General features: G+C 62.0%; 19 protein-coding genes and 1 tRNA gene. 14 read left to right on the plus strand and 6 right to left on the minus strand.

Annotation, left to right across the window (positions count from 1 at the left end):
• Positions 1-6 precede the first annotated feature (6 nt).
• The 6 genes from J4G43_RS08940 to J4G43_RS08965 all read left to right on the plus strand — a co-directional run bounded on the left by J4G43_RS08940 (position 7) and on the right by J4G43_RS08965 (position 7,098).
• Complete coding sequence (locus J4G43_RS08940) at positions 7-471, plus strand: GNAT family N-acetyltransferase (protein ID WP_208084570.1); 465 nt, start codon at positions 7-9, stop codon at positions 469-471.
• Between the two features lie 173 nt (positions 472-644).
• Entirely contained in the window at positions 645-836 is a 192-nt protein-coding gene (locus J4G43_RS08945; protein WP_225004751.1) for a hypothetical protein, read from the plus strand.
• Positions 837-915: 79 nt separating this feature from the next.
• A complete protein-coding gene (locus J4G43_RS08950; protein ID WP_208084573.1) occupies positions 916-2,088 on the plus strand; it encodes a phosphoserine transaminase in 1,173 nt (390 codons plus the stop codon).
• A 236-nt stretch (positions 2,089-2,324) separates the two neighbouring features.
• Positions 2,325-3,914 carry a phosphoglycerate dehydrogenase gene (serA, locus tag J4G43_RS08955; protein ID WP_063985521.1) on the plus strand — a complete coding sequence of 530 codons (1,590 nt, stop codon included), beginning with the start codon at positions 2,325-2,327 and terminating at the stop codon, positions 3,912-3,914.
• Positions 3,915-4,103: 189 nt separating this feature from the next.
• A complete protein-coding gene (locus tag J4G43_RS08960; RefSeq protein ID WP_063985520.1) occupies positions 4,104-5,276 on the plus strand; it encodes a thiolase family protein in 1,173 nt (390 codons plus the stop codon).
• 274 nt (positions 5,277-5,550) lie between these two features.
• Complete coding sequence (locus tag J4G43_RS08965; protein WP_208084574.1) at positions 5,551-7,098, plus strand: FAD-dependent monooxygenase; 1,548 nt, start codon at positions 5,551-5,553, stop codon at positions 7,096-7,098.
• A gap of 79 nt (positions 7,099-7,177) precedes the next feature.
• Here J4G43_RS08965 and J4G43_RS08970 read toward each other — a convergent pair whose 3' ends face one another.
• Positions 7,178-10,618, minus strand: a complete 3,441-nt coding sequence (locus tag J4G43_RS08970; RefSeq protein WP_208084575.1) for a PAS domain-containing protein — start codon at positions 10,616-10,618, stop codon at positions 7,178-7,180.
• An 840-nt stretch (positions 10,619-11,458) separates the two neighbouring features.
• Here J4G43_RS08970 and J4G43_RS08975 point away from each other — a divergent pair.
• From J4G43_RS08975 to J4G43_RS08985, 3 genes are all read left to right on the plus strand, one after another.
• Positions 11,459-11,893 carry a phasin gene (locus J4G43_RS08975; protein WP_063985516.1) on the plus strand — a complete coding sequence of 145 codons (435 nt, stop codon included), beginning with the start codon at positions 11,459-11,461 and terminating at the stop codon, positions 11,891-11,893.
• 191 nt (positions 11,894-12,084) lie between these two features.
• Positions 12,085-12,161 (plus strand) — tRNA-His (locus tag J4G43_RS08980).
• An 828-nt stretch (positions 12,162-12,989) separates the two neighbouring features.
• Entirely contained in the window at positions 12,990-15,377 is a 2,388-nt protein-coding gene (locus J4G43_RS08985; protein ID WP_028181864.1) for a hypothetical protein, read from the plus strand.
• Positions 15,378-15,436: 59 nt separating this feature from the next.
• Here J4G43_RS08985 and J4G43_RS08990 read toward each other — a convergent pair whose 3' ends face one another.
• From J4G43_RS08990 to J4G43_RS09000, 3 genes are all read right to left on the minus strand, one after another.
• Entirely contained in the window at positions 15,437-15,691 is a 255-nt protein-coding gene (locus J4G43_RS08990) for a hypothetical protein (protein ID WP_155252103.1), read from the minus strand.
• A 190-nt stretch (positions 15,692-15,881) separates the two neighbouring features.
• Positions 15,882-16,538 carry a methylamine utilization protein MauJ gene (gene mauJ, locus J4G43_RS08995; RefSeq protein WP_155252102.1) on the minus strand — a complete coding sequence of 219 codons (657 nt, stop codon included), beginning with the start codon at positions 16,536-16,538 and terminating at the stop codon, positions 15,882-15,884.
• Between the two features lie 9 nt (positions 16,539-16,547).
• The gene (locus J4G43_RS09000; protein WP_028181861.1) at positions 16,548-17,309 is read right to left on the minus strand and encodes a hypothetical protein; all 762 of its coding nucleotides are present in this window, start codon (positions 17,307-17,309) and stop codon (positions 16,548-16,550) included.
• A gap of 294 nt (positions 17,310-17,603) precedes the next feature.
• On the opposite strand from J4G43_RS09000, the gene J4G43_RS09005 reads away from it, so the two are divergent.
• The 5 genes from J4G43_RS09005 to J4G43_RS09025 all read left to right on the plus strand — a co-directional run bounded on the left by J4G43_RS09005 (position 17,604) and on the right by J4G43_RS09025 (position 23,306).
• Complete coding sequence (locus tag J4G43_RS09005; protein WP_208084576.1) at positions 17,604-19,205, plus strand: ATP-dependent nuclease; 1,602 nt, start codon at positions 17,604-17,606, stop codon at positions 19,203-19,205.
• Positions 19,206-19,310: 105 nt separating this feature from the next.
• Entirely contained in the window at positions 19,311-20,261 is a 951-nt protein-coding gene (locus J4G43_RS09010; protein ID WP_208084577.1) for a UvrD-helicase domain-containing protein, read from the plus strand.
• A 37-nt stretch (positions 20,262-20,298) separates the two neighbouring features.
• Complete coding sequence (locus J4G43_RS09015; protein WP_208084578.1) at positions 20,299-21,486, plus strand: hypothetical protein; 1,188 nt, start codon at positions 20,299-20,301, stop codon at positions 21,484-21,486.
• A gap of 154 nt (positions 21,487-21,640) precedes the next feature.
• The gene (locus J4G43_RS09020; RefSeq protein WP_028182183.1) at positions 21,641-21,976 is read left to right on the plus strand and encodes a helix-turn-helix transcriptional regulator; all 336 of its coding nucleotides are present in this window, start codon (positions 21,641-21,643) and stop codon (positions 21,974-21,976) included.
• On the plus strand, positions 21,966-23,306 hold the full coding sequence (locus J4G43_RS09025; protein ID WP_080660114.1) for a type II toxin-antitoxin system HipA family toxin: 1,341 nt from the start codon (positions 21,966-21,968) through the stop codon (positions 23,304-23,306). Before J4G43_RS09020 ends, J4G43_RS09025 begins: the two co-directional genes overlap by 11 nt.
• Here the strand turns inward: J4G43_RS09025 and J4G43_RS09030 are convergent.
• Both J4G43_RS09030 and J4G43_RS09035 read right to left on the minus strand, forming a co-directional pair.
• Positions 23,227-23,613 (minus strand): hypothetical protein, encoded by a 387-nt coding sequence (locus tag J4G43_RS09030; protein WP_028182182.1) that lies wholly within the window; start codon positions 23,611-23,613, stop codon positions 23,227-23,229. The two genes, J4G43_RS09025 and J4G43_RS09030, sit on opposite strands and share 80 nt — an antisense overlap.
• 394 nt (positions 23,614-24,007) lie before the next feature.
• Positions 24,008-25,555 (minus strand): hypothetical protein, encoded by a 1,548-nt coding sequence (locus J4G43_RS09035; protein ID WP_208084579.1) that lies wholly within the window; start codon positions 25,553-25,555, stop codon positions 24,008-24,010.
• Positions 25,556-25,580: the final 25 nt, after the last annotated feature.

Raw genomic sequence — 25,580 nt, forward strand, 5'->3', positions numbered from 1 at the left:
CCCGACATGAACGAGAAGTCCGTCTCCATCCGTCCCGCGCGCCGCGAGGACGTTGCGGCGATCGTCGCCATGCTTGCCGACGATCATCTCGGGCGTGCCCGCGAGCGCGTGGAGGATCCGCTGCCTGAGTCCTATTACCAGGCGTTCGAGCGGGTCGCGCGCGATCAAAATCTCACGCTCGTGGTGGCAGAGAGCGAGGGCAGGGTGGTCGGCTGCCTGCAACTCGCGATCTTGCCGGGCATCAGCACGCAAGGCGGCATCCGCGGTCTGCTCGAAGATGTCCGCGTTGCTTCCGATTGTCGCGGCCGCGGCATCGGCGAGCAGCTGGTGCAATGGGCGGTCGCGGAAGCGAAAGCGCGCGGCTGCAATCTGGTCGAACTGCTGACGCATCAGACGCGAACAGACGCGCAGCGCTTCTACAAGCGGCTCGGCTTCGCTGCGAGTCACGTCGGCATGACTGTCCGCTTTTGACGCAGCTCGTCGCGAGCCTTGCGCGATCAGCAAATTCGGATCGCGCATTCGTTCATATTAAGAGCCGGTAAACTACCCAGCCGTCGTTCACGTTGAGCCGGGAACGAACGGTGCTACGGCAGCGTCAGACACCGGGCTCGGTCGGTTCGGGGATTTCGATGACAAGCTATTCCATGATCAAGGTCGGCAACGATTACGTCGTGCAGGCCAATGACAAATGCATTTTGAAAGTCGGCAGCCGCCGTCGTGCCGCGCAATTGATCAGCGATGCCACGGACTTGCTGAACGCGCTTGCCGTGGTCGAATCCCCCAAGATTGCGCCGGAAGCGCCTTCACTCCAGCGTGAGATGCCGGAACTTCCTTGACGACTCTTCCCGTTTCCCGTATCAGCCGCGGCGGGACACCTCCCCCCAACGGGAGGCTTACTATCTGGAAGGGTAGATCATGACTGTAGCGAAGCCCGCTTCGCGGCCGAACGTGCCGCATTTCTCCTCCGGCCCCTGCGCCAAGCGCCCCGGCTGGAACGCCCAAAATCTCAAGGACGCAGCGCTCGGCCGTTCGCATCGCGCGAAGGTCGGCAAGACCAAGCTCAAGCTCGCGATCGACCTGACGCGCGAAGTGCTTGAAGTGCCCGCCGATTATCGCATCGGCATCGTTCCCGCGTCCGACACCGGCGCGGTCGAGATGGCGCTGTGGTCGCTGCTCGGTGCGCGGCCCGTCACCACGCTCGCCTGGGAATCCTTCGGCGAGGGCTGGGTCAGCGACATCGTCAAGGAATTGAAGCTCAAGGACGTCACCAAGCTCAACGCGGCCTATGGTGAAATCCCCGACCTCTCCAAGGTCGATCCGAAGTCCGACATCGTCTTCACCTGGAACGGCACCACCTCAGGCGTGCGCGTGCCGAACGCTGACTGGATCAGCGCGACCCGCGAAGGCCTGACCATTTGCGACGCGACCTCTGCCGCGTTCGCGCAGCCGCTCGACTGGGCCAAGCTCGACGTCGTCACCTTCTCCTGGCAGAAGGCGCTCGGCGGTGAAGCCGCGCACGGCATGCTGATCCTGTCGCCCCGCGCGGTGGAGCGGCTCGAGACCTACAAGCCGGCCTGGCCGCTGCCGAAGATCTTCCGCATGACCAAGGGCGGCAAGATCAACGAAGGCATCTTCGTCGGCGAGACCATCAACACGCCGTCGATGCTGTGCGTCGAGGATTATCTCGATGCGCTGAACTGGGCCAAGTCGATCGGCGGCCTCAAGGCGCTGATCGCGCGCGCCGATGCCAACACCAAGGTGCTGGCTGACTGGAAGGCGAAGACGCCCTGGATCGACTTCCTGGCCAAGGACGCCGCGATCCGCTCCAACACCTCGGTGTGCCTGAAGTTCACCGATCCCGCGATCACCTCGCTCTCCGAGGACGCGCAGGCCGACTTCTCCAAGAAGCTGGTCGCGCTGGTCGAGAAGGAAGGCGCGGGCTACGACTTCGCCTACTACCGCGATGCGCCGGCCGGCCTGCGCATCTGGTGCGGCGCTACCGTCGAGGCCAGGGACGTCGAGCTCTTGACCCAGTGGATCGACTGGGCGTTTGCCGAGACCAAGGCGCAGCTCGCCAAGGCGGCTTAGTTTTTTCACCTCTCCCCGTTCTTACTGGGAGAGGTCGGATCGCGCCTGGCGATGCGAAGCATCGTCCAGCAGCAATCCGGGTGAGGGGCTCTCTCCGCTTGCACCTTCGCCTGTGGCTGCCCCTCACCCCAACCCTCGCCCCGTAAGAACGGGAGAGGGGGAAGACAAAGCTTCTTCACTCAATTCCGGCCGTCGCAGGCCGATCCTCCCGTTAGGGAAGGCGAAGGATCATCCCCATGACCAAACCCAAAGTTCTCATTTCCGACGCGCTCTCGCCCGCCGCCGTGCAGATCTTCAAGGACCGCGGCGTCGAGGTCGACTTCCAGCCCAACCTCGGCAAGGACAAGGACAAGCTCGCCGAGATCATCGGCAATTACGACGGTCTCGCCATCCGCTCCGCGACCAAGGCGACCGCCAAGATCCTCGAGAAGGCGACCAACCTCAAGGTGATCGGCCGCGCCGGCATCGGCGTCGACAATGTCGAGATTCCCGCCGCCACGGCCAAGGGCATCATCGTGATGAACACGCCGTTCGGCAATTCGATCACGACCGCCGAGCACGCCATCACGCTGATGCTGGCGCTCGCCCGCGAGATCCCGCAGGCCGACGCTTCGACCCAGGCCGGCAAGTGGGAGAAGAACCGCTTCATGGGCGTCGAGATCACCGGCAAGGTGCTCGGTGTCGTCGGTTGCGGCAACATCGGCTCGATCGTCGCCGACCGCGCGCTCGGCCTGCGCATGAAGGTCGTCGCCTTCGATCCGTTCCTGTCGCCGGAGCGCGCCAAGGACATCGGTGTCGAGAAGGTCGAGCTCGACGACCTCTTGAAGCGCGCCGATTTCATCACGCTGCACACCCCGCTCACCGAAAAGACGAAGAACATCATCGACGCATCCGCGATCGCCAAGATGAAGAAGGGCGTGCGCCTGATCAACTGCGCCCGCGGCGGCCTCGTCGACGAGCAGGCGGTGGTCGATGCGCTCAATTCCAAGCACATCGCCGGCGCCGCCTTCGACGTCTTCGTCGAGGAGCCCGCCAATGCGAACGTGCTGTTCGGCCATCCCAACGTGATCTGCACGCCGCATCTTGGCGCCTCCACCACGGAAGCGCAGGAGAACGTCGCGCTCCAGGTCGCCGAGCAGATGTCGGATTACCTGCTCACCGGCGCGATCTCGAACGCCGTCAACTTCCCGTCGATCACGGCGGAAGAGGCGCCGAAGCTGAAGCCGTTCATCTCGCTCGCCGAGAAGCTCGGCTCGTTCGCCGGCCAGCTCACCGAATCCGGCATCCTCAAGGTGCAGATCACCTATGAGGGCCACGTCGCCGAGATGAAGATCAAGGCGATCACCTCGGCCGTGCTGTCGGGCCTGCTGCGGCCGATGCTGGGCGAGGTCAACGTGGTGTCCGCCCCCGTCGTCGCCAAGGAGCGCGGCATGGTGGTGGACGAGATCGTGCGTGCCGCCCAGAGCGACTATGAGAGCCTGATTACCGTCACGGTGGCGACGGAGCGCCAGGAGCGCTCGGTCTCCGGCACCGTGTATCATGACGGCAAGCCGCGCCTCGTCGACGTCAAGGGCATCCGTGTCGACGCCGAGTTCGGCAAGTCGATGATCTACGTGACCAACGAGGACAAGCCGGGCTTCATCGGCAAGTTCGCGAGCCTGCTGGGTGACGCCAAGATCAACATCGCGACCTTCCATCTCGGCCGCGTCGCGCCGGGCTCCGATGCCATCGCGCTGATCGAGGTCGACGGCGTCGTGCCGCCCGATCTGCTCGCCAAGGTGCAGGCCCTGCCGCAGGTCAAGCAGGTCAAGGCACTGACGTTCTGAGGCGCTCGCGCGCCACGGAATGACGGCCGTCATATATTCCGACCTGCGGAACAATCACGCCGCCCTCCCGAGAGGGCGGCGTTTTTGTTGATGCTGCGGCCCGCTTTATTTCTCCCAAGCCAGTCGAACTTTGTGTACCAATGGCGCCCAGGACGCTCCGTTCAAAATCGTTCGAAAAGGGAGAAGACAATGCGTGAAGCCGTCATCGTTTCCTATGCACGCACGGGCCTCGCCAAGTCCGGCCGCGGCGGGTTCAACATCACGCCGCCGATGTCGCTTGCGGCCCACGCCATCCACCACGCGGTCGACCGCGCCGGCGTCGAGAAGGACTATGTCGAGGACTGCTATCTCGGCAATTGCGCCCATGGCGCGCCGAACATCGGCCGCCAGGCCGCGCTGCTCGCCGGCCTGCCGACGACCACGGCCGGCGTCTCCGTGAACCGCTTCTGCTCGTCGGGCCTGCAGACCATCGCGATGGCCGCCAACTCGATCCGCTCCGACGGTGCCGACTGCATCGTTGCCGGCGGCGTCGAGAGCATCTCGATCCCGGGCGGCGGCTCGCCGAAGGAATCGATCGATCCGGAGCTGCTCAAGGTCGCGCCCGATATCTTCATGGCGATGATCGACACCGCCGACATCGTCGCCGAGCGCTACAAGCTCAGCCGCGAATACCAGGACGAGTTCTCGCTGGAATCGCAGCGCCGCATGGCCGCGGCCCAGCAGGCGAACAAGTTCAAGGACGAGATCGTCCCGATGAAGACCAAAATGAAGGTCGTCGACAAGGCGACCAAGGCCGAGAGCATCGTCGATTACGTCGTCGATCGCGATGAATGCAATCGCCCTGAAACCACGCTGGAAGGATTGGCAAAACTCGAGCCGGTGAAGGGTCCCGGCAAGTTCGTCACCGCCGGCAATGCCAGCCAGCTCTCCGACGGCGCCGCCGCCGTGGTGCTGATGGAAGCCAAGGATGCCGAGAAGCGCGGCCTCAAGCCGCTCGGCCGGTTCGTCGCCTGGGCAACGGCCGGCTGCGAGCCCGACGAGATGGGCATCGGCCCGGTGTTCGCGATCCCGAAGCTGCTGAAGCGCACCGGCCTGAAGATCGACGACATCGATCTGTGGGAGCTCAACGAGGCTTTCGCGAGCCAGTGCCTCTACTCGCGCGACAAGCTCGGCATCGATCCCGCCAAGTACAACGTCAACGGCGGCTCGATCGCCATCGGTCATCCCTTCGGCATGACCGGCGCGCGTCTCACCGGCCACATCCTCCAGGAAGGTGCGCGCCGCAAGGCCAAGTGGGGCGTCGTGACCATGTGCATCGGCGGCGGCCAGGGCGGCGCCGGCCTGTTCGAGATCTACAGCTGAGATAAGCCACATGAATGTGAAAGGCACGGCGCCGCAAGCGCCGTGCCTTTTTCGTTGCGGATCGATCGCCACGAAACTATACAGCTCGTGTCGGAAAAGGCAGATTTGGTCTGGTAAGCCCAAATCCTTTCGGTAACGAAAGCTCTGGTCTTTGGCCTTGTGCACGAGATCCCCGCGACGAACATCGGACGCCACCATGGCGCCCAATCGTTCGTCCGTGTGATTCTCAAGCTCAGGGAACGCTCCGGTCGAACATCGACCTCAGGAGCGTCCTATGCACGATCAATCTTCGAATCCATACGACGTCGTCATTGCCGGTGCCGGTCCCGTCGGCCTGTTTCTCGCGTGCGAGTTGCGGCTCGCTGGTCTCCAGGTTCTGGTGCTGGAGCAATCGCAAGATCCGCATTCGGCCCTGAAGCAACTCCCGTTTGGCCTGCGCGGTCTTTCGATCCCCACACTCGAGGCCTTTCACCGGCGCGGCCTGCTGGAACAGATCGTGGCCGCGCAGCAGCTTGCCTCAGGCGCGATCAAGAGCGCAGCCCACTGGATGCAGCAGACGCGACGGCCCGCGGGTCATTTCGCCGGCATCCAGTTCTATCAGGACAACATCGATGTCACGAAGTGGTCCTGGCGTCTGCCAACGTCGGCCGATGCCAACCTTGCCGTCGATATGGAAACGCTCGAATCCGTTCTGGCTGCGCGCGCATGCAGCATGGGCGTCGAGATCCGGCGCGGTTTTGGCGTGAATGCCGTTGTCGCCTCGAGCGAAGACGTGACAGTGCAGGCGGCCGGCGAGACCTTCCGGGCACGCTGGCTTGTCGGATGCGACGGCGCCCGCAGCACGGTACGCAAGACTGGCGGCTTTGACTTCGTCGGCACCGACCCCGAGTTCACGGGCTATTCCATCGATGTCGAGCTGGCCGATCCGGACAAGCTTCGTCACGGCCGCAACTACACGCTCGCCGGCATGTATACCTATGCGCAGCCCGGGACGATCGCGATGGTCGATTTCGACGGCGGAGCTTTCCACCGGACCGAGCCGATCACGCGCGAGCATGTGCAGAGCGTCCTGCGTCGCGTCTCCTGCACCGACGTCAGCGTCACGGCGCTTCGGCTCGCCGCCACCTGGACGGATCGGGCCCATCAGGCAACCACGTATCGCAGAGGGCGGGTGCTCCTCGCGGGCGACGCTGCTCACATCCATTCGCCGCTGGGCGGCCAGGGCCTCAATCTCGGTCTCGGCGATGCGATGAACCTGGGCTGGAAACTGGCGGCGACGATCCGCAGGCAAGCACCGGCCGATCTCCTCGACAGCTATTCGCGCGAGCGGCATCCTGTGGGCGCGCAAATCCTCGACTGGTCGCGCGCGCAGGTCGCGATCATGCGGCCGACACCGAGCACCCGCGCGCTCCAAGCCATCATTCGCGATCTCATCGAGACGCGGGACGGTGCGACCTATTTCGCCGGGCGCGTGCGCGGCGTTTCGCTCCGCTACGATCTCGGTGGCAGCCATCCGCTGATGGGACGGAGCGCGCCGGATTTCGAGTTGCGCGACGGGACGACGGTTGGAGAGCGCCTCAGGACGTCGAAAGGTCTGCTGCTGGATTTCGACGCGCGTTCACCGCTTCAGGCGCTGGCAAGTCGCTGGGGCGACCGGATCACCTATGTCGCGAGCGAGGCGAGGGATCGGCTGGGTCTGAGCGCCGTGCTGCTGCGTCCCGATGGCTTCGTCGCGTGGGCCAGTGACGGCGTACCCGACGATGAGGAGGCTGCTCAGGCGGCGGCGAGATGGTTCGGTGACCCCACGATCACGTCTGCGTAGCCCGCATGCGCGGAGCGATATGCGGGACCTTCCCGGGTATCGCTTCGCTCACCTCGGCTACGCAGCTGTTCCGCCGCCGCTACGCCCCCACCGCCACCGGCGCGAACACCACCTCGATCAGCGTGCCGGAATTGGCCGCGCTCTTGATGTTGAACCTGGCGCGGTTGGCTTCGACCAGGGCCTTGGTCAATGACAGGCTCAGCGCCGAACTGTCCGCGGCATCGCCGGGCGGCGGCGTGCGGAACGGCTCCATCGCGGCGGCGACCTCGCGCTCGCTCAGGCCGTGGCCGGTGTCGCGGATGCGCAGGGCAATCTCGCCGCGGTCGGTGAGCGCGGTCGAGACGATGACCTGGCCGCCGGCGCTGGCGAGCCGGATCGAGTTCGAGATCAGGTTCATGGTGATCTGCCGCATCGCGCGCGCGTCCACGCTCACCTGCGGCAACGCATGCCCGAGCGAGGTACGGATGATGATGCGCTCGCGGTTGGCCTGCGGCTGCATCACCGTGACGCAGGCTTCGACGAGATCGTTGAGATTGAGGTTGGCGAAATTGAGATCGAGCTTGCCGGTCTCGATCCGCGACAGCTCCAGCAGATCGTCGATGATGGTGATGACGCGCTCGCCGGAGGCGCGGATGTCCTTCATGTACTCGCCGTAGCGCTCGTTGCCGAGCGTGCCGAAGCGCTCGGAGATCATCACCTCGGCGAAGCCGATGATGGCGTTGAGCGGCGTGCGGATCTCGTGGCTGATCCGCGCCAGCATGTCGGCCTTGGCATTCGCCGCGCCGTCGGCGAGACGGCGGGCGTTCTTGAGCTCGCTCTCGCCCTTCTTGCTCTGCGAGAGGTCGCGAAACACGGCGAAGAAGTTCGGGCCGTCGGGCCTGGTGCGGCCCATGATCATGGCGAGCGGAATGACGCCGCCCTTCTTCTCGCGCCCCAGCACCTCGCGGCCGTGGTCGAGCAGGCTCGCGATGTCCTGGCTCTTGAGGCTTTCGAGATAGTCGAACACGATTTGCTGGCTCTCCGGCGCGAACAGCGTCACCAGGTTCCGCTGCATCAGCGTTTCGCCGTCATAGCCGAACAGCGCCTCGGCGCTGCGGTTGCAGGCGTGGATGTTGCCTTCGGCATCGAACATGACGATGCCCTCGGCGGTGGTGTCGAGGATCGCGGCGAGATCCTCGGCGTCGGTATCGCCGGCCTCGGGCTCGAGCTCGGGCGCGTAGGGGAAGGATTCCGCGACGACGGGGTCGACGACGACAGACGGCGCGATGACGGGCGCAGCAACGACTGTTGCGGCTTGCGGCAGCGCGCAGATCAGCGCATGCGCGCTCGCGCCGTCCCAGTCGATCGTGTGCAGATGCGCCTCGGTGGTCGGAAGCGGCTCTTGGCCGTTCGCCACCGTCGCGCTGATCGTCACCGGCGTGCCGGCTTGCGACGTGCTGCTCGCCGACGACACGCCGGGCTCGACGTAGAGCGCATCGAGCCCGCCGGCATCCTCCAGCGCGCCCAGGCTGGAATAGCCCATGCGCGCGAGGAAGGCGGGGTTGGCGTAGAGCAACCGGTCGAGCCGGTAGATCAAAATGCCCGTCGGCAGCAGATCGAGCAGCGCGCGGTCGCGCACGCTGTGGCCCTGCGCGGGCGGCGCGGGTTCGGTCAACCATTCGGCCGGCGCGTGCGGCGCCTCAGGCTCCGGCATCGAAGGTTCGGGCGTGGTTTCCGTCGGCGGCCCGGACGCGACGGCGGCGATGGTCTCGCGTTCGCGTTCGAGCCGCTCGGACAATTGCCGGGCGAGCTCGTTGAACGCGCTGTTCTCGACCGGAGTCAGCGTCGGCGATCGCGCATCGCCGGGCGGGCGGAACGGCACGACATTGGGAGGCGTTTCCACTGGTGTTTCCGGATCGGTTGGGTGTGAATTCGCGTCGGCTACGGGTTCGGGCAGTTCAGGTTCAGGGGTTGGCTCAGGCTCAGGCTCGGGCGGCTCGCTCGGCGGAGGCGACGCCTCCGCCACGGGCTCCGGCTCGGGATCGAGTTCGACGACGTCGGCGGAGAGGCCGTGCTGTGCGGGCGGCGCGGCGAACAGCTCAAAGCGCCTGAGCGCATCGAGCCGGTTCAGTCCGTCGAGATCGCGACAGACGCCAAAGCCCCTGAAGCCCGCGAAATTGCGTTCGCGGTCGTAGACCGGCAGGCCCGCGAGTTCGACCGGCAGATGCTCGCCGCCATCGGCCGGCCAGTTCACGGTGATCCCGGCCCAGGTGTCGTGGCTTGCAAGCGCCTGCGCGACGCGGCCTTCGGGGTCGAGCGCAAATTCGTCGGCGATCTCGCGCCAGGGGCGGCCGAAGCCGGCGGCGGTGTGCGCACCGATCAGGTGGATGAACTCGTCTGAGCCGAGCACAAAGCGCCCCTCCGCATCCACCTGCCACAGGAAGCGCAGCGGATGCTGACGCGGTGCGGACGGCTCCGCTGGCGGCGGTTCGACCATGTGTGAGGTGATCGGCGCGGCCTGCGGCGACACAATGGCCTCTCTCGGGTTTTCAACCGGAGTTTTGGGCGCGGCGTCGACTGCTTCGCTGACAGTTTCCTGGACAGGCGCTTCGGCCGCCTCCGAGATCGTGACGACCTCCGGCATCGCGTCGCTCGCGGCGGCTACGTCCGCGATCGTCGCTGATGGCGGGGCGGTCTCGGTCGGAGCCGGCGTATCGACCGGCTCGGCGAAGGCGTCGAACAGCGCGATTTCGGATGCAGCCTCGTTCGACTGCGCAGGCTGCGCTTGGTCCGGCGCCGCGGCCGGAGGGACCGGCGGCGGAGCCTCAGGTGCGGGCTGAGCGTCTTGTTCGCGCGCGATGGTCTCTTCGGCAGCGGGCGCCGCCTGCCGGGCGGCCGGCTCGATCAGCGCGACAAGACCGACATCGGCGCCGACGCCGACCCGTTGCAGCACCATCTGGCCGATTCCGATCGGCGTCTCGGCGCGGCCTTTCGTCAGCGCATCGCTGCGGGCCTGGTCGAGCCCGGCATCGCCGAGATCGCGGAAGCCGAGCAGGGAGCGGGCGGCTTCGCTGGCGCCGACGAACAGGCCGTCGGGCGCGAACGCCGCCATCGGCACCCTGGCGCCCTCGACGAGACGATGCAGGCGCTCGACCAGCGGCATGGAGCGCAGCGTCGGATCCATCGCGGTGACGAGCACGCCGGAGCTTCCGTCGGCGAAGTCGAGACGGGCGCAGGCGCAGGTCATCAGCATGCCCAAGCGGGCGCCGAAGCCGTGCAGCCGTTCCAGCCTGATCGCGCCGTTCGGCGCCAGCCGGCGCGCGAGCCGGGCGACCTGGCGGCGATGGCTGTCGGCCGGGCCGAAGGTCCTGTCCGCAAGCGCTGTGGCATTAGCCGCGCCGAACAGCTTTGCACCGACCGGATTGGCCCAGAGCACGCGCGTGCCGTCGATCGACCAGAGCCAGGCGGGCAACGGAGAGGTCGCGTGCACGGCCAGCCGGGGATCGCCCACGCCTCGCAACTGGAAATCCGAACTCGTCATCCGACCGGCTTCAAGTCTCGCTTGGTAGCATCAGGGTGCAAGGCTGCCGGAATGACAGCCTTAAGAAAGGGTTAGTATCGCGCGCAGGCGCGGGCAGGTCCGCGGCTCCGGTCTACACGGCCAAGCCTAAAGCCGCGATAACCTTAAGTAGCCGCCCCCGCAAGCCGCAGCCCGGCGGCATCCGCAGGATTCGCGGGCGGGGCAGCCCAGCGAAATGCGCCAGATCGTCAGCGGCATCACAGGTGCCCATCCTCCCCTGGAGGGGGAGGATCGGTTCGCATGGAGCGAAGCGCAATGCGAACCGAGGTGGGGTGACAGCCTCTCCGCAGATGCGGTGCCCGAGTGGGGAGATCGCCCCACCCCGCTCGCGCTTCCGCGCGCGGCATCACAGGTGCCCCATCCTCCCCCTGGAGGGGGAGGATTGGTTCGCATGGAGCGAAGTGCAATGCGAACCGAGGTGGGGTGACGGTCTCTCCGCAGATGCGGTGCCCGAGTGGAGAGATCACCCCACCCCGCTCGCGCTTCCGCGCGATCGACCCCCGAGCGAGCTCCGCTCGTCTCGCCCCCTCCAGGGGAGGGTAAGGGCACTCCGCTACCTCAACCACGGGTTCCTCGGCCGGGAACCCTCATCCTCACCGCGATTAAATTTCGCGGCGCAGCCCGGATCACGTTTGCGTTGCACAATGTTGACATCTTGGGCAGCGATAGTGATGGGCGCTGGGCGAGCCATCTTTTTGTATCGCGTTCCAGTGTTCGTTCCCGCTGAATTTGAGGCCTAGGTCGGGGCCGGCGGGCGCGCCAGAAGGCTCACTCCATTTTTTCTTTATCGTGAGGGACATCATGACAGGTGCGACTGATCCGTTTTCTGCCTCGATCATTCCGTTCGAGGTTCCCGAGCAGATGCGTGCGTTCGCCGAAAAGGGCGTGTCGCAGGCCCGCGAGAGCTACGCCAAGTTCAAGGACGCGGCCGAGACCCACAACGGCACCGTCGAGGCCGTGTTCACCTCCGCCAACAAGGGCGCGAGCGAGTACACCGCCAAGCTGGTGGAGTTCATGAAGGCCAACACCAGCGCCCAGCTGGACTTCGCCCAGCAGCTGTTCGGCCTCAAGTCGCCGGCGGAAGCGCTGGAGCTGTGGACCGGCCACACCCGCACCCAGCTCGAGACCTTCCAGTCCCAGGCCAAGGAGCTGGCCGAGCTGACCCAGCGCGTCGCGGCCGAGACCGTCGAGCCGATCAAGGCCTCTGCCTCGAAGTTCTACAAGCCCGCCGCCTGATCAGGCCGGGTCGTTCAAATTGAGAAACCCGGGCCTAGAGCCCGGGTTTTGCTTTGGAAATAACCTCGTCGGAAGCGCGATTCTCGGGTTTTGCGGCCTTGCCAAAAACGCCCGTTGCACCTAGTTTCCGCCCCGTCCAGCCCCCCTTAGGTCGACGGCCCGTCCAGGCGCCCAAGGCGGCTCGCAAGGATGCAGTTGTAGCTCAGTTGGTTAGAGCGCCTGTCTGTGGAACAGGAGGTCGGTGGTTCGAGCCCACCCAACTGTACCAACAAAAACAAATACTTACAGAAATCATCGAACGCTTGCGGATTGTTGTAGCTACCAGATAGCTACCACGAGAGCGCTAGTGTGCCAGGCACGTGAATTTCGGTCGCGCTCAAGCGAGCGCAATGCACGTTGCCCAGATGCCGCTTAGTCCGGCCTGTGGGTTGCGGTCGGTGTGAATGAAAATGAAGGGACTCGCACCGACATAGTCTCGGATCCGCCGGTCGATCGAACTCAACTTGTAACGAGCGCTGACACCAATGCTCGCTCAAGGCTGAAACAGGGGTTCGATTCCCCTAGGGGGAGCGCCACCTAACGCTTCTCCCGTCCGCCAGTTCTTTGAAGCGTGTGGCGTCCTTAAGAGCCTCCAATCGGAGGCAAAAAATTGAAGATACAAAATATTCCCGCCATTTCACAGGATGGCGACGATAGGCTCTTTCCGGTTCACCCGGCTTGGAGCCAAGCCTTGCACCCGAAAGCGTCCAACAAACCGTCCAACAGCGGGGTGAGTCATGCCTGACTTCCTCACGCGGCGGAACGGCATGTGGCATTTTGTTCGCCGCGTCCCAAAAGAATACTGCAACCTGGACACCCGAGGCGTAATTCGTCACGCCGCTGCTTGTTGGCGAGCATTATCTCGAAGGAAACGGCGAGCGCTGGGCATCGGCGCTTGATCCCAGGACGGGGCGCTACTCCGGCTTTTTCCGCGCCAGCGAGCTAGAAGCGCTTTCACCAGAGCGCGTGCCTTCTGTCGCACCTGCCGCGAAGGCCAAGAGCATTCGATTTCAACAAAACACTCCATAACCAAAAATGACTTTGACGAGAGACGGCCATGACTGAACCTGCAAACGACGAGAATAACGAGAACGCCCACAAGGAGCCGCTGTGGAGCGATCTCGTCGATCTTCTCCCTGGCTTTGCCAAGCTTACGCGGTTGCGGGACGGCCATGCAGATTCCCTTTTCAATCGCGTGCGCGGGATCGCTTACCGTGAAGCCTTTCTCGCGCAGAAGGATGGACGGGCCATTGTCCATACCAAGGGAGACTTGCCGGACGCCGGATTCCTGGAGATCAAGACCCACGCCGGTTACATCCTGATGTCGACGCCGCTGAAGCGGGCCTTTCTCTACCCGTTCGATAAAGGCGATGCTTTCCTGAAGGTGATGATGGAGCCGTTGCTGTCCGCCGCCGGATGGGTGGACGCCCTGCAACGGCAGAACATGGAAATCCGGGAAACGCTCGCGCCCGACCAAGAACCACCTTACTTCACGCTTGCGACCGAACTCGAAAAAGATATCCGCGCCGCCCAGGAACAGGCCGAGGCTACGGCGGGAGACTTCGACCTCAAGCCCTATTTTACGGATGAGCTTCACGACTATTACAGTCGCCGTGTCGATCTACACACCGATCGGGGCTACGAGCATGCCGTCCGGGACGAGGAAGCCAAACGAAAATGGGAAGCGGAATCCAGTCAGGCGTGCATATTGATACGTACGGCTCTCGATATGCTTAAAAGCCGCGGCGTGCACAAAATCATCTTCGCAAAGGCACGCCCTGAGGCCTATGAAGAAGCGGTCAAGCAGATCGCTGAAATACGAAATAGTCACATGCCAAGCGTGCCCTTCGCAGGTGACGACATGGGCTTTCCCCTGGTCTTCCGGAGAACGCAATCGAAGCCGGAAGAAACTGAGCCGCAGGTATCGAATATCGAGAAGGCCAAGGCCTTCATGAAAGAGCGCTGGGAGGGGTACCTCAAGGCCGCGCGTGAATTCCAGGATAAAAACGGCACGAACGTGGCCAATTCGCACACGCAGAATCTAAAGCGCGCGCGTAATGTCGTGCGCGATCTTGATGCGTTGATGAACAGCGGCGTAACCGAGATCGGCTATGCGCCGGACGATTCCGAGGATGATGTCGTTGCCAAGATCGCCGCCGTAAAACCGTCGGCCGCGCCCGAGGCCAGAGACGAGCAAACCGGTCCTATCGTGGTCACTCCTCCCGCGGAAGCAGATAATGAATCCGTGGTCGCGCCTGAAATAACTGAACGGGAACCAAGCGTTGCACCGACGCCAACGCCGTCTCCAGCACCGGCAGGGCCCGCGCCAACCATATCCACGGCACCTGCGCCGCAAAATGTTGGGCCGCAGACGCAGCCTACTGCTTCTGCGCCGCCATTTTCCGCAGGCACGCCACGCCCGATCCCTCCGCGCGCGCAACCGCAGCCACACCAGCCGCCTTCCGTTCGCGATGAATGGAAATACGCCAAAACCATCTTCGCTTTAGCGAAGGACAAAGCGCCTGCGCTCCTTCTCGGCGCAGCAACCGGCGCGGCCGTTCGTATCGGCGCACAGTTTGCCATGGCGGCCTTTGTCGCGACGACACCCGGTATCGCCGTTGTCATCGGCTCGGCGATGGTCGCGGGCGCAGCAGCGGGTGCGTCCTCGCGCCTGGCGGTCACGGCTGCATTCGGCGGTGCCAAGAAGCAGGAACAAGGCTGGCAACGAAAGGCGCTTATCGAAGGCGCGCTGATGGGTGCGCTTGGTGGTGCGCTGGGCGCGAGCGCCATGCATTTCGCGCATGATTATCTGCAAAGCTGGTTAGGCCATCCTCCGGCCAGCTCGACGCCGCCTGCACCGCCAAACGTGCCGCCGCCGGTCAGCGATTCACCTGCGGCTGGAGGCCCTCCGGTACCGGGGCCCACACCTCCGAGCGGCCCCGTGTTGCCGTCTGCCGATGTCCCGGCACCGCGAGCCACTCCCTCGCCACCCGACGTCACCGTACCAGCAGATCAAACCGGCTCGCGCGTGCCGAACGCACCGGGAGCACTTGACGTCCCTTCAACGCAGTTACGCGGCTCGCTTACCCCCGATCAATTCGCATTGCTGCCTGATAACGTTCGCCATCTAGCGACATCCGCATCCCCGAAAGCAATGTGCCTGTTCTGCAAAGAAGCCTCTTACGTGATGCTCAACGCACCGCAGCGCGATGCGGCCTCGATCGCGGCTGGCGCAAAGCTGTTGAAGTACGGTGTGCAGATCGCGCAGCAGGCCGATCTGCATGGGCCGGTTAGCCGTATGTTGAACGCCGACCTCGCCTATGTGAAAGCGTGGGGGATCGGGACCGACAAAGACCTGCCGCAAGCGATTGCCTGTGCAAGGCAAGCCGGTCATGCGGTCAACAACTATGGGCCCCGGCTGCTTCGTTCCCTCGGGTTGTCATAGAACCTCTGGAAACGAGAGCTGGCTCGACGGCGCGATGGGCGCAGGCACACGCGACATTTCTAGTGCCGTGTAGCTCGTCCTAGTATGGGGTCGCATTGGTCGTCGAGGATTCTCGATACCTCGCCTGTTCTCAAACCGGCGGCTTCCACCGCGCCACCGTCCATCGAGCCGTTGACCACTGCCGCGCAGCCTGCGGAAAACTTCAGGGCAGCATCGATGGCCTGCGCGGGATCTTCAATCGCAACGGCGTACATCTCATGGCCGACCCCGCCATCGGCTTTCATGATCGCAACGGTGACCATCCATCCTGCCATCGAACATTCCTGACTTGTGCTGCTCACACGCGCCAACCATTATCGCAGAATTCGAACGTTAGGAAGCCTGGACGCCGGTCGCATCCGTTTCGGCGCGTGGGGCAGGGTGCGTTGCCTCGTCACCGCGTGTTCGATGCGACCTCGCATCGCATACGTCGCTGTTCGTTCCCGGTCGATCCGTTCTTCCGATTTATCCTCCCGAGTACATCACATCCGAAATCGCAAATTCCGCCTCTATGAACCGCCTTGCCAGCAGGTGCATGACGCGGGCGGCCGTGTGCAAGCGAACGATCTCGTGAGCATCATCGGGATCGGACTTTGAGTGCTTACCTGCATGCGCTACTGCAATACGGCAGGAATCGTGAATGTATTTGTGCGGCGGTTCGCTGCCGCACAGTGCGAGGAAACGGCTGATATCGTCGTTCTTCGTGGACGTGGCGCGCAAGGCCTCGAAATTGGCAAGAAACCATTTACGCGCCGCTTCCTTGCCGTGATTCCGGATTTCGATGATCTTGTAATAGTTCAGCACGGCATAGCTCACGAAGCCGTTCTGCTGGGCGTTGCGCGCCTCCCGGAACAGCGCGAGCGCGCGCCGTGCTTCCTCGGAACCCGGGATCTTCCGGTCGAAGATGTAATGGTGTGCCGTTGTGAAGGCGAGGTCGCGCTTGGTCACCGGAACCGGGACGGGATTTCCCGACCACCCAAACCCGGCGATCGCAAAATTGTCGTCGCACCATACCATCACGCTCAGGAAGCGATTGATGACCGTCATGGCGGTTCGCTCATCAACCCGATTGGCTGCAAGGTCGATGTGCACCGATTGCACGTGCTCCTTCGTCTTCGGCATGAGGACCAACTAGTATTGGTCGAACGTGATAAGCTGCTCCTCCTTTGGCCACGTGACCTGGTTATCCACGCCGATATGAAGGAAGCGAGAATTATTGCGAACGCCGAGCTTTCGGTAACGCTCCCGCTCCACTTCCTCGGCATCGTATTCCGAGCCATCGCCTTCGGGAGGGGCAGGGAAGCGCTCGGCTAGTTCACATTCGCGCGCGAGGCGATGGAAAAACTCATTTGTAAACGACATTTCACGCATTGCTGCCGCGTTCATTTGGCGATCCGGATCGAAATCGACCTCGCTCCCGGCCGAGAGCAGCGAAACGGCTTCCTTTTGCACGAAATGTGCCCGCTGCTTTTGCCCGTCGCGTAGATACGTTACTTCAGCGCCGCCATTACTGTTGATGCCAGTCTCGGCGACGGTCAGCCTCATACGGATGAAGCTCTTTCGGGCTTCTTCATTTGCCAGAAGCATGACGACAACGTCACTAATGGTTTCCGCTTGGAAGAATGACGCATCGGCTCCCCCGACCGGGCGTAGCCCATTAAGCACGGTGGCCACATGCCCGGCCCATCCCGGATGCAACGGGATAAGGCCGAATACGGCAGCGGCAATATGCTGTGGAGACAACTTCTCCTCGCGCCGCTCCCGTCCGCGCGGCAGCCGGCCGTATCGACGCAAGGACTCAAATCGCTGATCCATTTCCTGCGGCGCGCTGTGTGACACGTCGCTGTTCTGAAGCTGTAGTCCGAGAATACGGGCCAGGTTCTTTGCATACATCGCAATTCGCTTCTGTCGGGGTATGGGCTCGCCGCGATCAAAGCACGGGGGACAGCATCACCAAAGCGGCGCGATTTGTCGAGCAAACGACGCTCGTTTATACAGTGCTTGACGTTGGTGTAAGTCGTTGAAATTACGAAAATTCTTGGCTGTGGCTCTATGGGCTGTCTCTTGTCGAGCGACCGCGATGTTATTCTCGTTGACCATCGACTTCATATTCGCTCCCCGGTTGCAAGACCGCTCCTCCTGCTACAATCTCGGCCAGCCCCACTATGTGAGGAATTGGCGATTCGCATGCACATCACGAAAGCGAAGATCAGAAATTATAGATCACGTGCACATTGCGATATTGAATTCCGTGACGGCCTGAACATTCTCGTCGGCGACAACGAAGCCGGAAAATCAACGCTCCTCGAAGCCGTAAGCCTAGCGTTGACGGGCTCCTTGAACGGACGGCCTCTTGCCCAGGAGTTGCACCCGTTTCTTTTTTCGGTGCAGGCAACACGCAACTACCTTGCGGCGCTGCATGGCGGAAAGCCCGCAACTCTTCCGGCAATCACGATCGAGCTGTTCTTTAGCGATATTCCGGAGCTCGCCGAGTTCAGGGGCGATAACCATTCGGAGAAGCCGGGGGATCTCCCGGGCATTATCTATTCGATCGAATTCAACGATGCGTACAAGGACGCCTACGAGCAATACATTGCCAAGCGCGACGACGTTCGCTCGATCCCGGTTGAGTATTATCAGGCGGTATGTCAGTCCTTCGCGCGGAAATCCGTCTTGCCGCGTCAAATTCCGCTATCTCCCGTCATCGTGGATGCCAGCCGCATTACCACGATCACGGGTGCGAACCGCTATGTGACCGGTCTCATCCGGGAGGCATTGCCGCCCAAAGAACAGGTTCAGTTGTCCGTCGCCTATCGGAAGCTCAGGGAGATTTTTCTCGCCGACGACAGCATCAAGCAGATCAATGCAAAGTTTGCGGAGCGGCACGGGGAAATCTCCGAGAAGACGCTCTCGATGACGCTCGATCCTACGGCGCGAGGGGGCTGGGAAACCGCCGTCATGCCGAGCCTCGATGATGTTCCCATCACCCTCGTTGGCAAGGGCGAACAGAACGCCGTCAAGATCAAGCTGGCGCTTGAGAATAGCTCCGATGCGAACGTCTTCCTTATCGAAGAGCCTGAGAACCATCTTTCCTTTTCCCGCTTGCACGGTCTCATCAATGCGATAACGAAGAAGGCGGGCGCCCGCCAGCTCATCATCACGACGCATTCAAGCTTTGTCCTCAACAAGCTCGGCATCAACAACGTCATTCTGTTCAGGGATGGCGCCTCGATGAGGCTCGATGCACTGACTGCGGACACCTACGAGTACTTCAAGAAGCTGCCCGGTCACGACACGCTTCGGCTGCTGTTGAGCAGCAGAAGCATACTTGTCGAAGGCCCGTCGGATGAGCTTGTTGTTCAGAAAGCCTTCATCGCAAAGCACGGCGTAAGCCCTCTCGAAAAGGGCGTCGACGTGATCTCGGTGAAAGGGCTGGCGTTCAAACGGTTTCTCGAAATCGCGAAACTTCTCGGTATCAAGACCGACGTGGTTACGGACAACGACGGCGACGTTGAAGCGTTGAAAGCCAAATACGCCGATTACCCTGCGGATGGTAAGATAAACGTCCGTTATGATGATGACGAGGCGTTCCCAACGCTTGAGCCCCAGATGCTCAAGGCCAATAGCCTTGAGCGCCTGAACAGCGTGCTCGGCACCGACTACGACGACCCAGATGCGCTGACCGAATACATGACGAAGCCCGCCAACAAGACCGACGTCGCCCTTAAGATTTTCGACACGACGGAGGCGATAACGTTCCCCGGCTATATCAATGCCGCCGTCGAATAAGATTGTCTTTGCGTCCGCCGGCGCGGGCAAAACAACGGAAGTCGTGACGCAGGCGCTTTCGATGCGTCCGCGTAAAGTGCGATTACTACGTTCACGCTCAAGAACGTGGAGGAGATCAGGCGCAAGCTGATCGAGCTAAACGGATGCGTGCCGCCGGAGATCACGGTCTATCCGTGGTACACCTTCGTCCTTCACGAGATGGTGCGCCCTTATCAAGGTTGCGTTCATCAAGAGCGGGTCGGGGGCGTTCATTTCGCCAAGGGCGCCACCCGGACCTATGTCCCGAAGGCAGATGTCGCCCGGTATTATTGCGACCGTGAGAACCAGGCCTACTCCGATCGCCTTGGCGATTTTGCCTTGCTGTGTAACGAGGCGAGCGATGGGAAGGTCATTCGCCGGTTGAACGATATGTTTGCCCACATCTTCGTTGATGAAGTGCAGGACCTTGCCGGATTTGACATCGATGTCCTTGAGCTGCTGCTCCGCTCTCCCATCGCCATGTCGCTTGTCGGCGATATTCGCCAGTCGACCTACCGCACCAGCTACGCGACAAAGAATAAGAAGTTTTGCGGACGCGGCTTCATTCTGAAGGCCGAAGCCTGGAAGAAAGCTGGGCTGTGTGAAGTGACTTACATGGCGCAAAGCCGCCGTTGCATCCAACCGATCTGTGATGTGGCGGACCTCATTTTTCCCGATCTCCCCAAAGCTCAATCGAAGAATGAGAGCCAAACCGCACACGACGGGGTCTTCGTGGTGCGGACGATCCACGTCGAGGAATACCGGAGGCAGTACCAGCCACAGGTACTTCGGCTCGACCGGCGATTTGGCGCCGGTCTCCCGGCCGAGAACTTTGGCATGGTGAAAGGCCTAGGTTTCGAGCGCGTCCTGATCATTCCTTACGGAGGGATCACCAAATGGCTCCGCACAGGCAAGCCGGAGCACGTTGCCGGGTCGGCAGACGAGGTCTATGTCGGTATTACCCGTGCCTATCAGAGCGTCGCTTTTATCCACGATGGTGATGTGGCCGTGCCGGGAATCTCTATCTTTGAGCCATAGGCTCAAGGGTCGATGCGGTTCGTGGTACAGTAGCGCGATGATCGAATCCCCGCCCGAACAGGACCAGCCTCGCCCACCCGGGATCATGGCACGAAACATCGCCGATCCTATAAAGCTGTCCGGCCTCCAGCTGCACGGCGTGTCCGCGGAAACAGCCCGCGGAGGGGATGCCATCAAGGTCTACACAAGGCTGAGTCTCACTTCGGATGACAAGTTCTTTCACCGCGTAGCGGAGGGCCTGTGTAATCACATCGAGCACATCGCGCGGCAGTCCGGAGGAGCCGTCAACCTTAAGCGCGCCGACGTCGTGCTCCTCGTCGTGCATCCGGATGACACGGGCGACTTGTGGCTCGATACGGCAGCGGTTGCGCTTCAGATCATGACCAAGCGAGACATGGTCGCCGGGGCGGTGGTGTTCGAGCAGGATATTGCCGACGTTATCGGCATGGGTTTCCCTCTTGTCCCGATCGGCCAGGAAGATCGTGTCGTCTGCATGTTTCGCGAAGGCTGGCGCTTTGGCTTGTTCTTCGATTTCAACCCTGATGCCGAATTTTCCGTAGAGGAAATGCAGCGCGACCTTGGCACGCTGCATCGCAGGCTGAAGTACCGAGACCTTTACGATGCGATCGCCGACCAGGCCGTGTTTTCACGGCTCATCGCCGCGGGCTGGTTTCCATTCGTAGAAATTCTCGGTCCCGAATTTGGGGAGCTCCTAAAGTTCAGCGAAGCCGGATTTGAGCTCGATGAAGTGGAAGCGAAGATCCTTGCGAAGTTCGACTCTGAGCGGATCGAGCGGATGTTCAGCCGGTGGATGGCGAAGGCGCATTTTGCCGGCAAGGAACGGCTTTTGCGCTCGGCGCTGAAATCCTTCGCGGAAGGCGACGCCGTGCCCGTGCTGAAAATTGCCTTGACTGAGATCGAAGGAATTTTGGGTGACGCCTATCGCAAGGTTTATGGGAAGGGCGCGCGGATCAAGAAGCTGCTGGAATTCGCGGTCGCGTCGGCGGAGGCAAAGGCGGGGCACCCGGATACACTCTTGTTCCCGGCCGCTTTCGCTCATTATTTGAGATCGCATACCTTTGCTGACTTCGACCCCGCGGCTCGGACCGGCAATGCCAGCTCGCGCCATGCCGTCGGTCACGGTGCGGCAGCACCTGAAACCTATACGATGGTGCGGGCGCTTCAGGCCCTGCTTACCCTCGATCAATTGGCTTTTTACACGTGAAGCGCCCCTTTGTGAGAGGAAGGCGTGCTAAGTGAGCTATAAATAGGTCACAAAGGCTTAAATGATCTATTTATAGATCGTATACTTGACGTCGGTTCCGTTTTGGTCTATAAATAGATCACAAGGCTACTTATGGCCTATTTATGGATCAGACGTGCCCAAGACCAACCGCCCTGTCTCGCCCTATGCTGCGGATGCCGCGATCCGGCTGGGGCAGCTCATCCGCCGGGGACGCATTGACCGCCGCATGACGGTGGCTGCCTTGGCGGAACGCGCTGGGGTCTCGCGTGGCCTCATGCAACGCATCGAGGCGGGTGACCCCGGTTGCACCATTGGCGCCGTGTTCGAGGCCGCGGCGATTGTCGGCGTGCGCCTGTTCGATGCAGGCCAGGTGACGCTGTCGCGCGACGTCGAATCCAGCCGCGAAGTGATGGCCTTACTTCCCAAAGCAATCCGCAGCCACCGAACCGAGCCCGACGATGACTTCTGAGCAAAAACATACCCAAGCCTATGTATGGGTTTGGCTGCCGGACAGCACGCAACCTGTCGTCGCGGGTCTCTTGTCCGTGAGCGGGAAGCAACTCGTCTACAATTACGGGCAGAGCTATCTTCGCCGCAACAATGCCATCCCGCTTTATGAGCCGGAATTGCCGCTCAAGACCGGCGTCCTTCCGCTCCTGAACGGGCTCAACATGCCCAGCTGTATTCGCGACGCGGCACCCGACGCGTGGGGCCGCCGCATCATCATCAACCGCAAATTCGGCTCAGGCGGAAAAGATGTCGACCCCGGCAGCCTTGACGAACTGACCTATCTCCTGGAGTCCGGATCGGACCGTATCGGCGCGCTCGATTTTCAGGCGTCGGCGTCGAACTATGTACCGCGCGAGAGCGCGGAAGTGTCGCTCGATGAACTCCTGAACGCCGCCACGCTGGTTGAACAAGGCGTGCCGCTGACGGCCGAACTCGACCGTGCGCTTCTCCACGGGAGCTCCATCGGCGGCGCGCGGCCAAAGGCCATGATTACGTCCGGCAACAAGAAATTCGTGGCGAAGTTCTCGTCCCAGAACGACCTCTTTGGCGTGGTGAAAGCCGAATTCGTCGCCATGCGCCTCGCGTCCCTCGTCGGTCTCACCGCCGCGCCCGTGGCCCTCAAGCGCGCCGCCGGAAAGGACGTGCTGCTCATCGAGCGCTTCGACCGTGAAAAAGCCCCGGAAGGCTGGCGCCGCAAAGCCATGGTCTCGGCGCTCACGCTGCTGGAGCTCGACGAAATGATGGCCCGCTATGCGAGCTACGAACAGCTTGCCACCGCGATCCGTCATCGTTTCACGTCACCGAAGGAAACGTTGAAGGAGCTTTTCGGCAGGCTCGTGTTCAATATCCTGTCCGGCAACACCGATGATCACGCTCGAAACCATGCTGCGTTCTGGAATGGTACGGAGCTTACGCTCACGCCCGCCTACGATGTCTGTCCGCAGAACCGCACGGGTGGGGAGGCATCGCAGGCCATGCTCATCATGGGGCAGGAGCGTGCGAGCCAGATCGCACTTTGCCTGAAAGCCGCGCCCTCGTTCCTGCTTAATGAGGGGGAGGCGATCCTTATCGCGACCGCGCAAATCAAGACCATCAAGGAACGCTGGACGCAGGTATGCGACGAGGCCACGCTCAGCGAGGTCGACCGGAATTTCCTGTGGCGCCGCCAGTTCTTCAATCCCTATGCGTTCATCGACGCGCCGGAAGCTATCACGCGCCTCGTCGGTTACCCGCGCGACCCGCCAGATTTTCGAAATCGGCCTTCGAGAGCGCATCCACCCCGCCGATGACGATCGTTCCCGTCGGCCACTGCTGGTCCGCGAGCGCCGCGTCGATCAGGTCGATCCCATCCAGGCCGGGGATGCTGTATTCCGGGAAGATCGTGAAGTGCGTTTTCTCGGCGTGATGCGGCGCGGTCCGCGAGACAGCCAGTGTCGCGGTCAGGTTCCTCAGAAGTTCGAGCTTGCCGGCAAGGGGGGTCCTATACGGCTCCTGCTGTGTCAATGTCAGATGGGGTTGGGCGATCACCATGCCCACGCGATCATGCGGCAACAGGATGCCCCGCTCGGTCAGGTCTACGCGTGAGGTGTGGATCATGGCGGAACGAACTTAAGCCTCGACTTGGGTTAGACCACGAGAATTGGCTCCTAGGAAGGTGTGGCCGCCGCTCGTACAACTTATAGGCTAGGCAGCAAAACCGACACAAGCGTGCTCCTTGGACGGGTCTTGCACATTGGTCCCGTTCGCGGCGACCGCCGCGGCGTTGATTGCCTACGACCTTATTTTTGCTGCAAGGCCTACCGCATTTAAGAAGTGAAGCAGATGGAAGGCCACGTCTAAGCGGCTGGATATACGTCATTGTAGTCTAAGCCATTGTAATATAATATATTTTATTTATATGCCACTGTGGTCGAAGTGAATTGGAACTCTAGCGTAACCATCTTTGGCACGAAGTCCCGGTAGGGATGAAAATAGACGGGGCTGATCGCGGTCATGCTGAAACGGCAGTCGCCTCCCGCTCCGCTTGCGCCGCAATGTTCGCGAGAGGGTGATGAAAATAATGCTCGCTCATCGCGCGGCGGATGGCCGGCGACGGTGCTTTATCGACGTAGGGCTTCATCGCCGCGCCGTCCTTCCATGCGACAGCGTAATCCGGCGATGGGGGATACGCCTTTAGATATTTCAGGGCCTCTGGATCGATCGGCCCGTTCGTCCATAGCTCGAAAGTAAACGGCTTTCCCGCGATCCGAGATTCATGTCTGAGAATTTTATGCAGCAGCGGCACACGGTCGTCCCGCCACTTCGTCGCTTCCTCCAGGGTTACGCGGGCTACAGGGATCTTCGCCTTGCATTCGATCACAAGCACGCCTTTGTTATCGGGCTTGTCGAGCAGCACGTCGGTTTCGGCGGATCGGCCGGTCTCATAATCCTTCCATTTTTCACCAGCCCGCAAGTATCCGCCCTCGACATCCTTGACGAGCGAGCCGACGATGATCTCGAACAGCGCGCCGCGCAGATTGTTTGCCGCACCCTCGATGCGGGGCAGGCTGTTCAGTACCCGCTCGACATGATCCGGATTGACCGAAGCTGTCGCGCCGGTATCCGTCAAAAGCGAAATCAAATCGCGCAAAGCCTTAGCGACATCCTCTCCGAACAGATGAGATGTCGTCGTCGCAAGAATCCCTCGCGATCGCGCGAGCCCCCATGCCTTGCTTGAGAAGCCATCCGCCACCAAGAACGGCATGATCGGCGCGACATTGGCTGGCGCCGACGCTAGATCGTGTTTTCGAACGAAGGTCGCGACGGAGTCTTCGCTGAGCACATCGCGCAGGTTGACATCGCACACGATAAAACCGGGTTTCAGCCCCTTGCCGGACGGCGCGACAAGCGGCCTCGCGTAAGAAGGCGCGCTCAAGTCCCACGTGACGCTCGAAACGACAGGCGCCTCGCCGTCGCCTCTAACCCTCACTTTATCAAAGCTGCCGAACCCCGTTCGCCGGAACCATTCCTTCATGCCGTGCAGCACGACGTTTTCGGCGACCATTCGCGCTCTAATCTGAGCAATTGGGTCGGTTCGGTATTCATGCGGGCGAAACTTCACGTAGGTTTCGTTGGTTGCGTCGTCGTGAAATTCCTCAAGCAGATGAATCGCCGACAGGCGATCGAAGATGCGCTGCGGGGACAATTGCCGCGAGCGGGCTGCGGGACCGCCGCAGACTCCGTCGAACAGATGGCGCGGACAGATGCCGCCGCGTGCTTTTAATCCAGCGATCGCACCCCAATACGATTTGCCGTGCTCGCGGAAGACGCGCTCCATCGCCTGCCAGTAAGTCTTGTCGCCAAACTGGTCATCGAGATAGAGAAAGCGCGCGTTGTGGGGAAAGCGAAGCCCGGCGAGCCGTTTGATGGTGAAGTCGTCCGCACGCGCGATGCGCTGACGCGCGGCGTCGGGCGAGACGCCGTCCTTCGCCATTTCGGCGATAAGATCGGTGGTCAGGGCGGGGCCGATCCGCCGCAGGAGGTCTTCAATACTGGCCATAGCTTCAGTATGTCACACTGCTCTA

Origin of the sequence: Bradyrhizobium barranii subsp. barranii (assembly GCF_017565645.3) — a bacterium.
Classification (GTDB): domain Bacteria; phylum Pseudomonadota; class Alphaproteobacteria; order Rhizobiales; family Xanthobacteraceae; genus Bradyrhizobium; species Bradyrhizobium barranii.

Coding starts and splice junctions, on each gene's coding strand:
- J4G43_RS08940 (WP_208084570.1), top strand. CDS start 7: ATGAACGAGAAGTCCGTCTCCATCCGTCCCGCGCGCCGCGAGGACGTT.
- J4G43_RS08945 (WP_225004751.1), top strand. CDS start 645: ATGATCAAGGTCGGCAACGATTACGTCGTGCAGGCCAATGACAAATGC.
- J4G43_RS08950 (WP_208084573.1), top strand. CDS start 916: ATGACTGTAGCGAAGCCCGCTTCGCGGCCGAACGTGCCGCATTTCTCC.
- serA (WP_063985521.1), top strand. CDS start 2,325: ATGACCAAACCCAAAGTTCTCATTTCCGACGCGCTCTCGCCCGCCGCC.
- J4G43_RS08960 (WP_063985520.1), top strand. CDS start 4,104: ATGCGTGAAGCCGTCATCGTTTCCTATGCACGCACGGGCCTCGCCAAG.
- J4G43_RS08965 (WP_208084574.1), top strand. CDS start 5,551: ATGCACGATCAATCTTCGAATCCATACGACGTCGTCATTGCCGGTGCC.
- J4G43_RS08970 (WP_208084575.1), bottom strand. CDS start 10,618: ATGACGAGTTCGGATTTCCAGTTGCGAGGCGTGGGCGATCCCCGGCTG.
- J4G43_RS08975 (WP_063985516.1), top strand. CDS start 11,459: ATGACAGGTGCGACTGATCCGTTTTCTGCCTCGATCATTCCGTTCGAG.
- J4G43_RS08985 (WP_028181864.1), top strand. CDS start 12,990: ATGACTGAACCTGCAAACGACGAGAATAACGAGAACGCCCACAAGGAG.
- J4G43_RS08990 (WP_155252103.1), bottom strand. CDS start 15,691: ATGGCAGGATGGATGGTCACCGTTGCGATCATGAAAGCCGATGGCGGG.
- mauJ (WP_155252102.1), bottom strand. CDS start 16,538: ATGCCGAAGACGAAGGAGCACGTGCAATCGGTGCACATCGACCTTGCA.
- J4G43_RS09000 (WP_028181861.1), bottom strand. CDS start 17,309: ATGTATGCAAAGAACCTGGCCCGTATTCTCGGACTACAGCTTCAGAAC.
- J4G43_RS09005 (WP_208084576.1), top strand. CDS start 17,604: ATGCACATCACGAAAGCGAAGATCAGAAATTATAGATCACGTGCACAT.
- J4G43_RS09015 (WP_208084578.1), top strand. CDS start 20,299: ATGATCGAATCCCCGCCCGAACAGGACCAGCCTCGCCCACCCGGGATC.
- J4G43_RS09025 (WP_080660114.1), top strand. CDS start 21,966: ATGACTTCTGAGCAAAAACATACCCAAGCCTATGTATGGGTTTGGCTG.
- J4G43_RS09030 (WP_028182182.1), bottom strand. CDS start 23,613: ATGATCCACACCTCACGCGTAGACCTGACCGAGCGGGGCATCCTGTTG.
- J4G43_RS09035 (WP_208084579.1), bottom strand. CDS start 25,555: ATGGCCAGTATTGAAGACCTCCTGCGGCGGATCGGCCCCGCCCTGACC.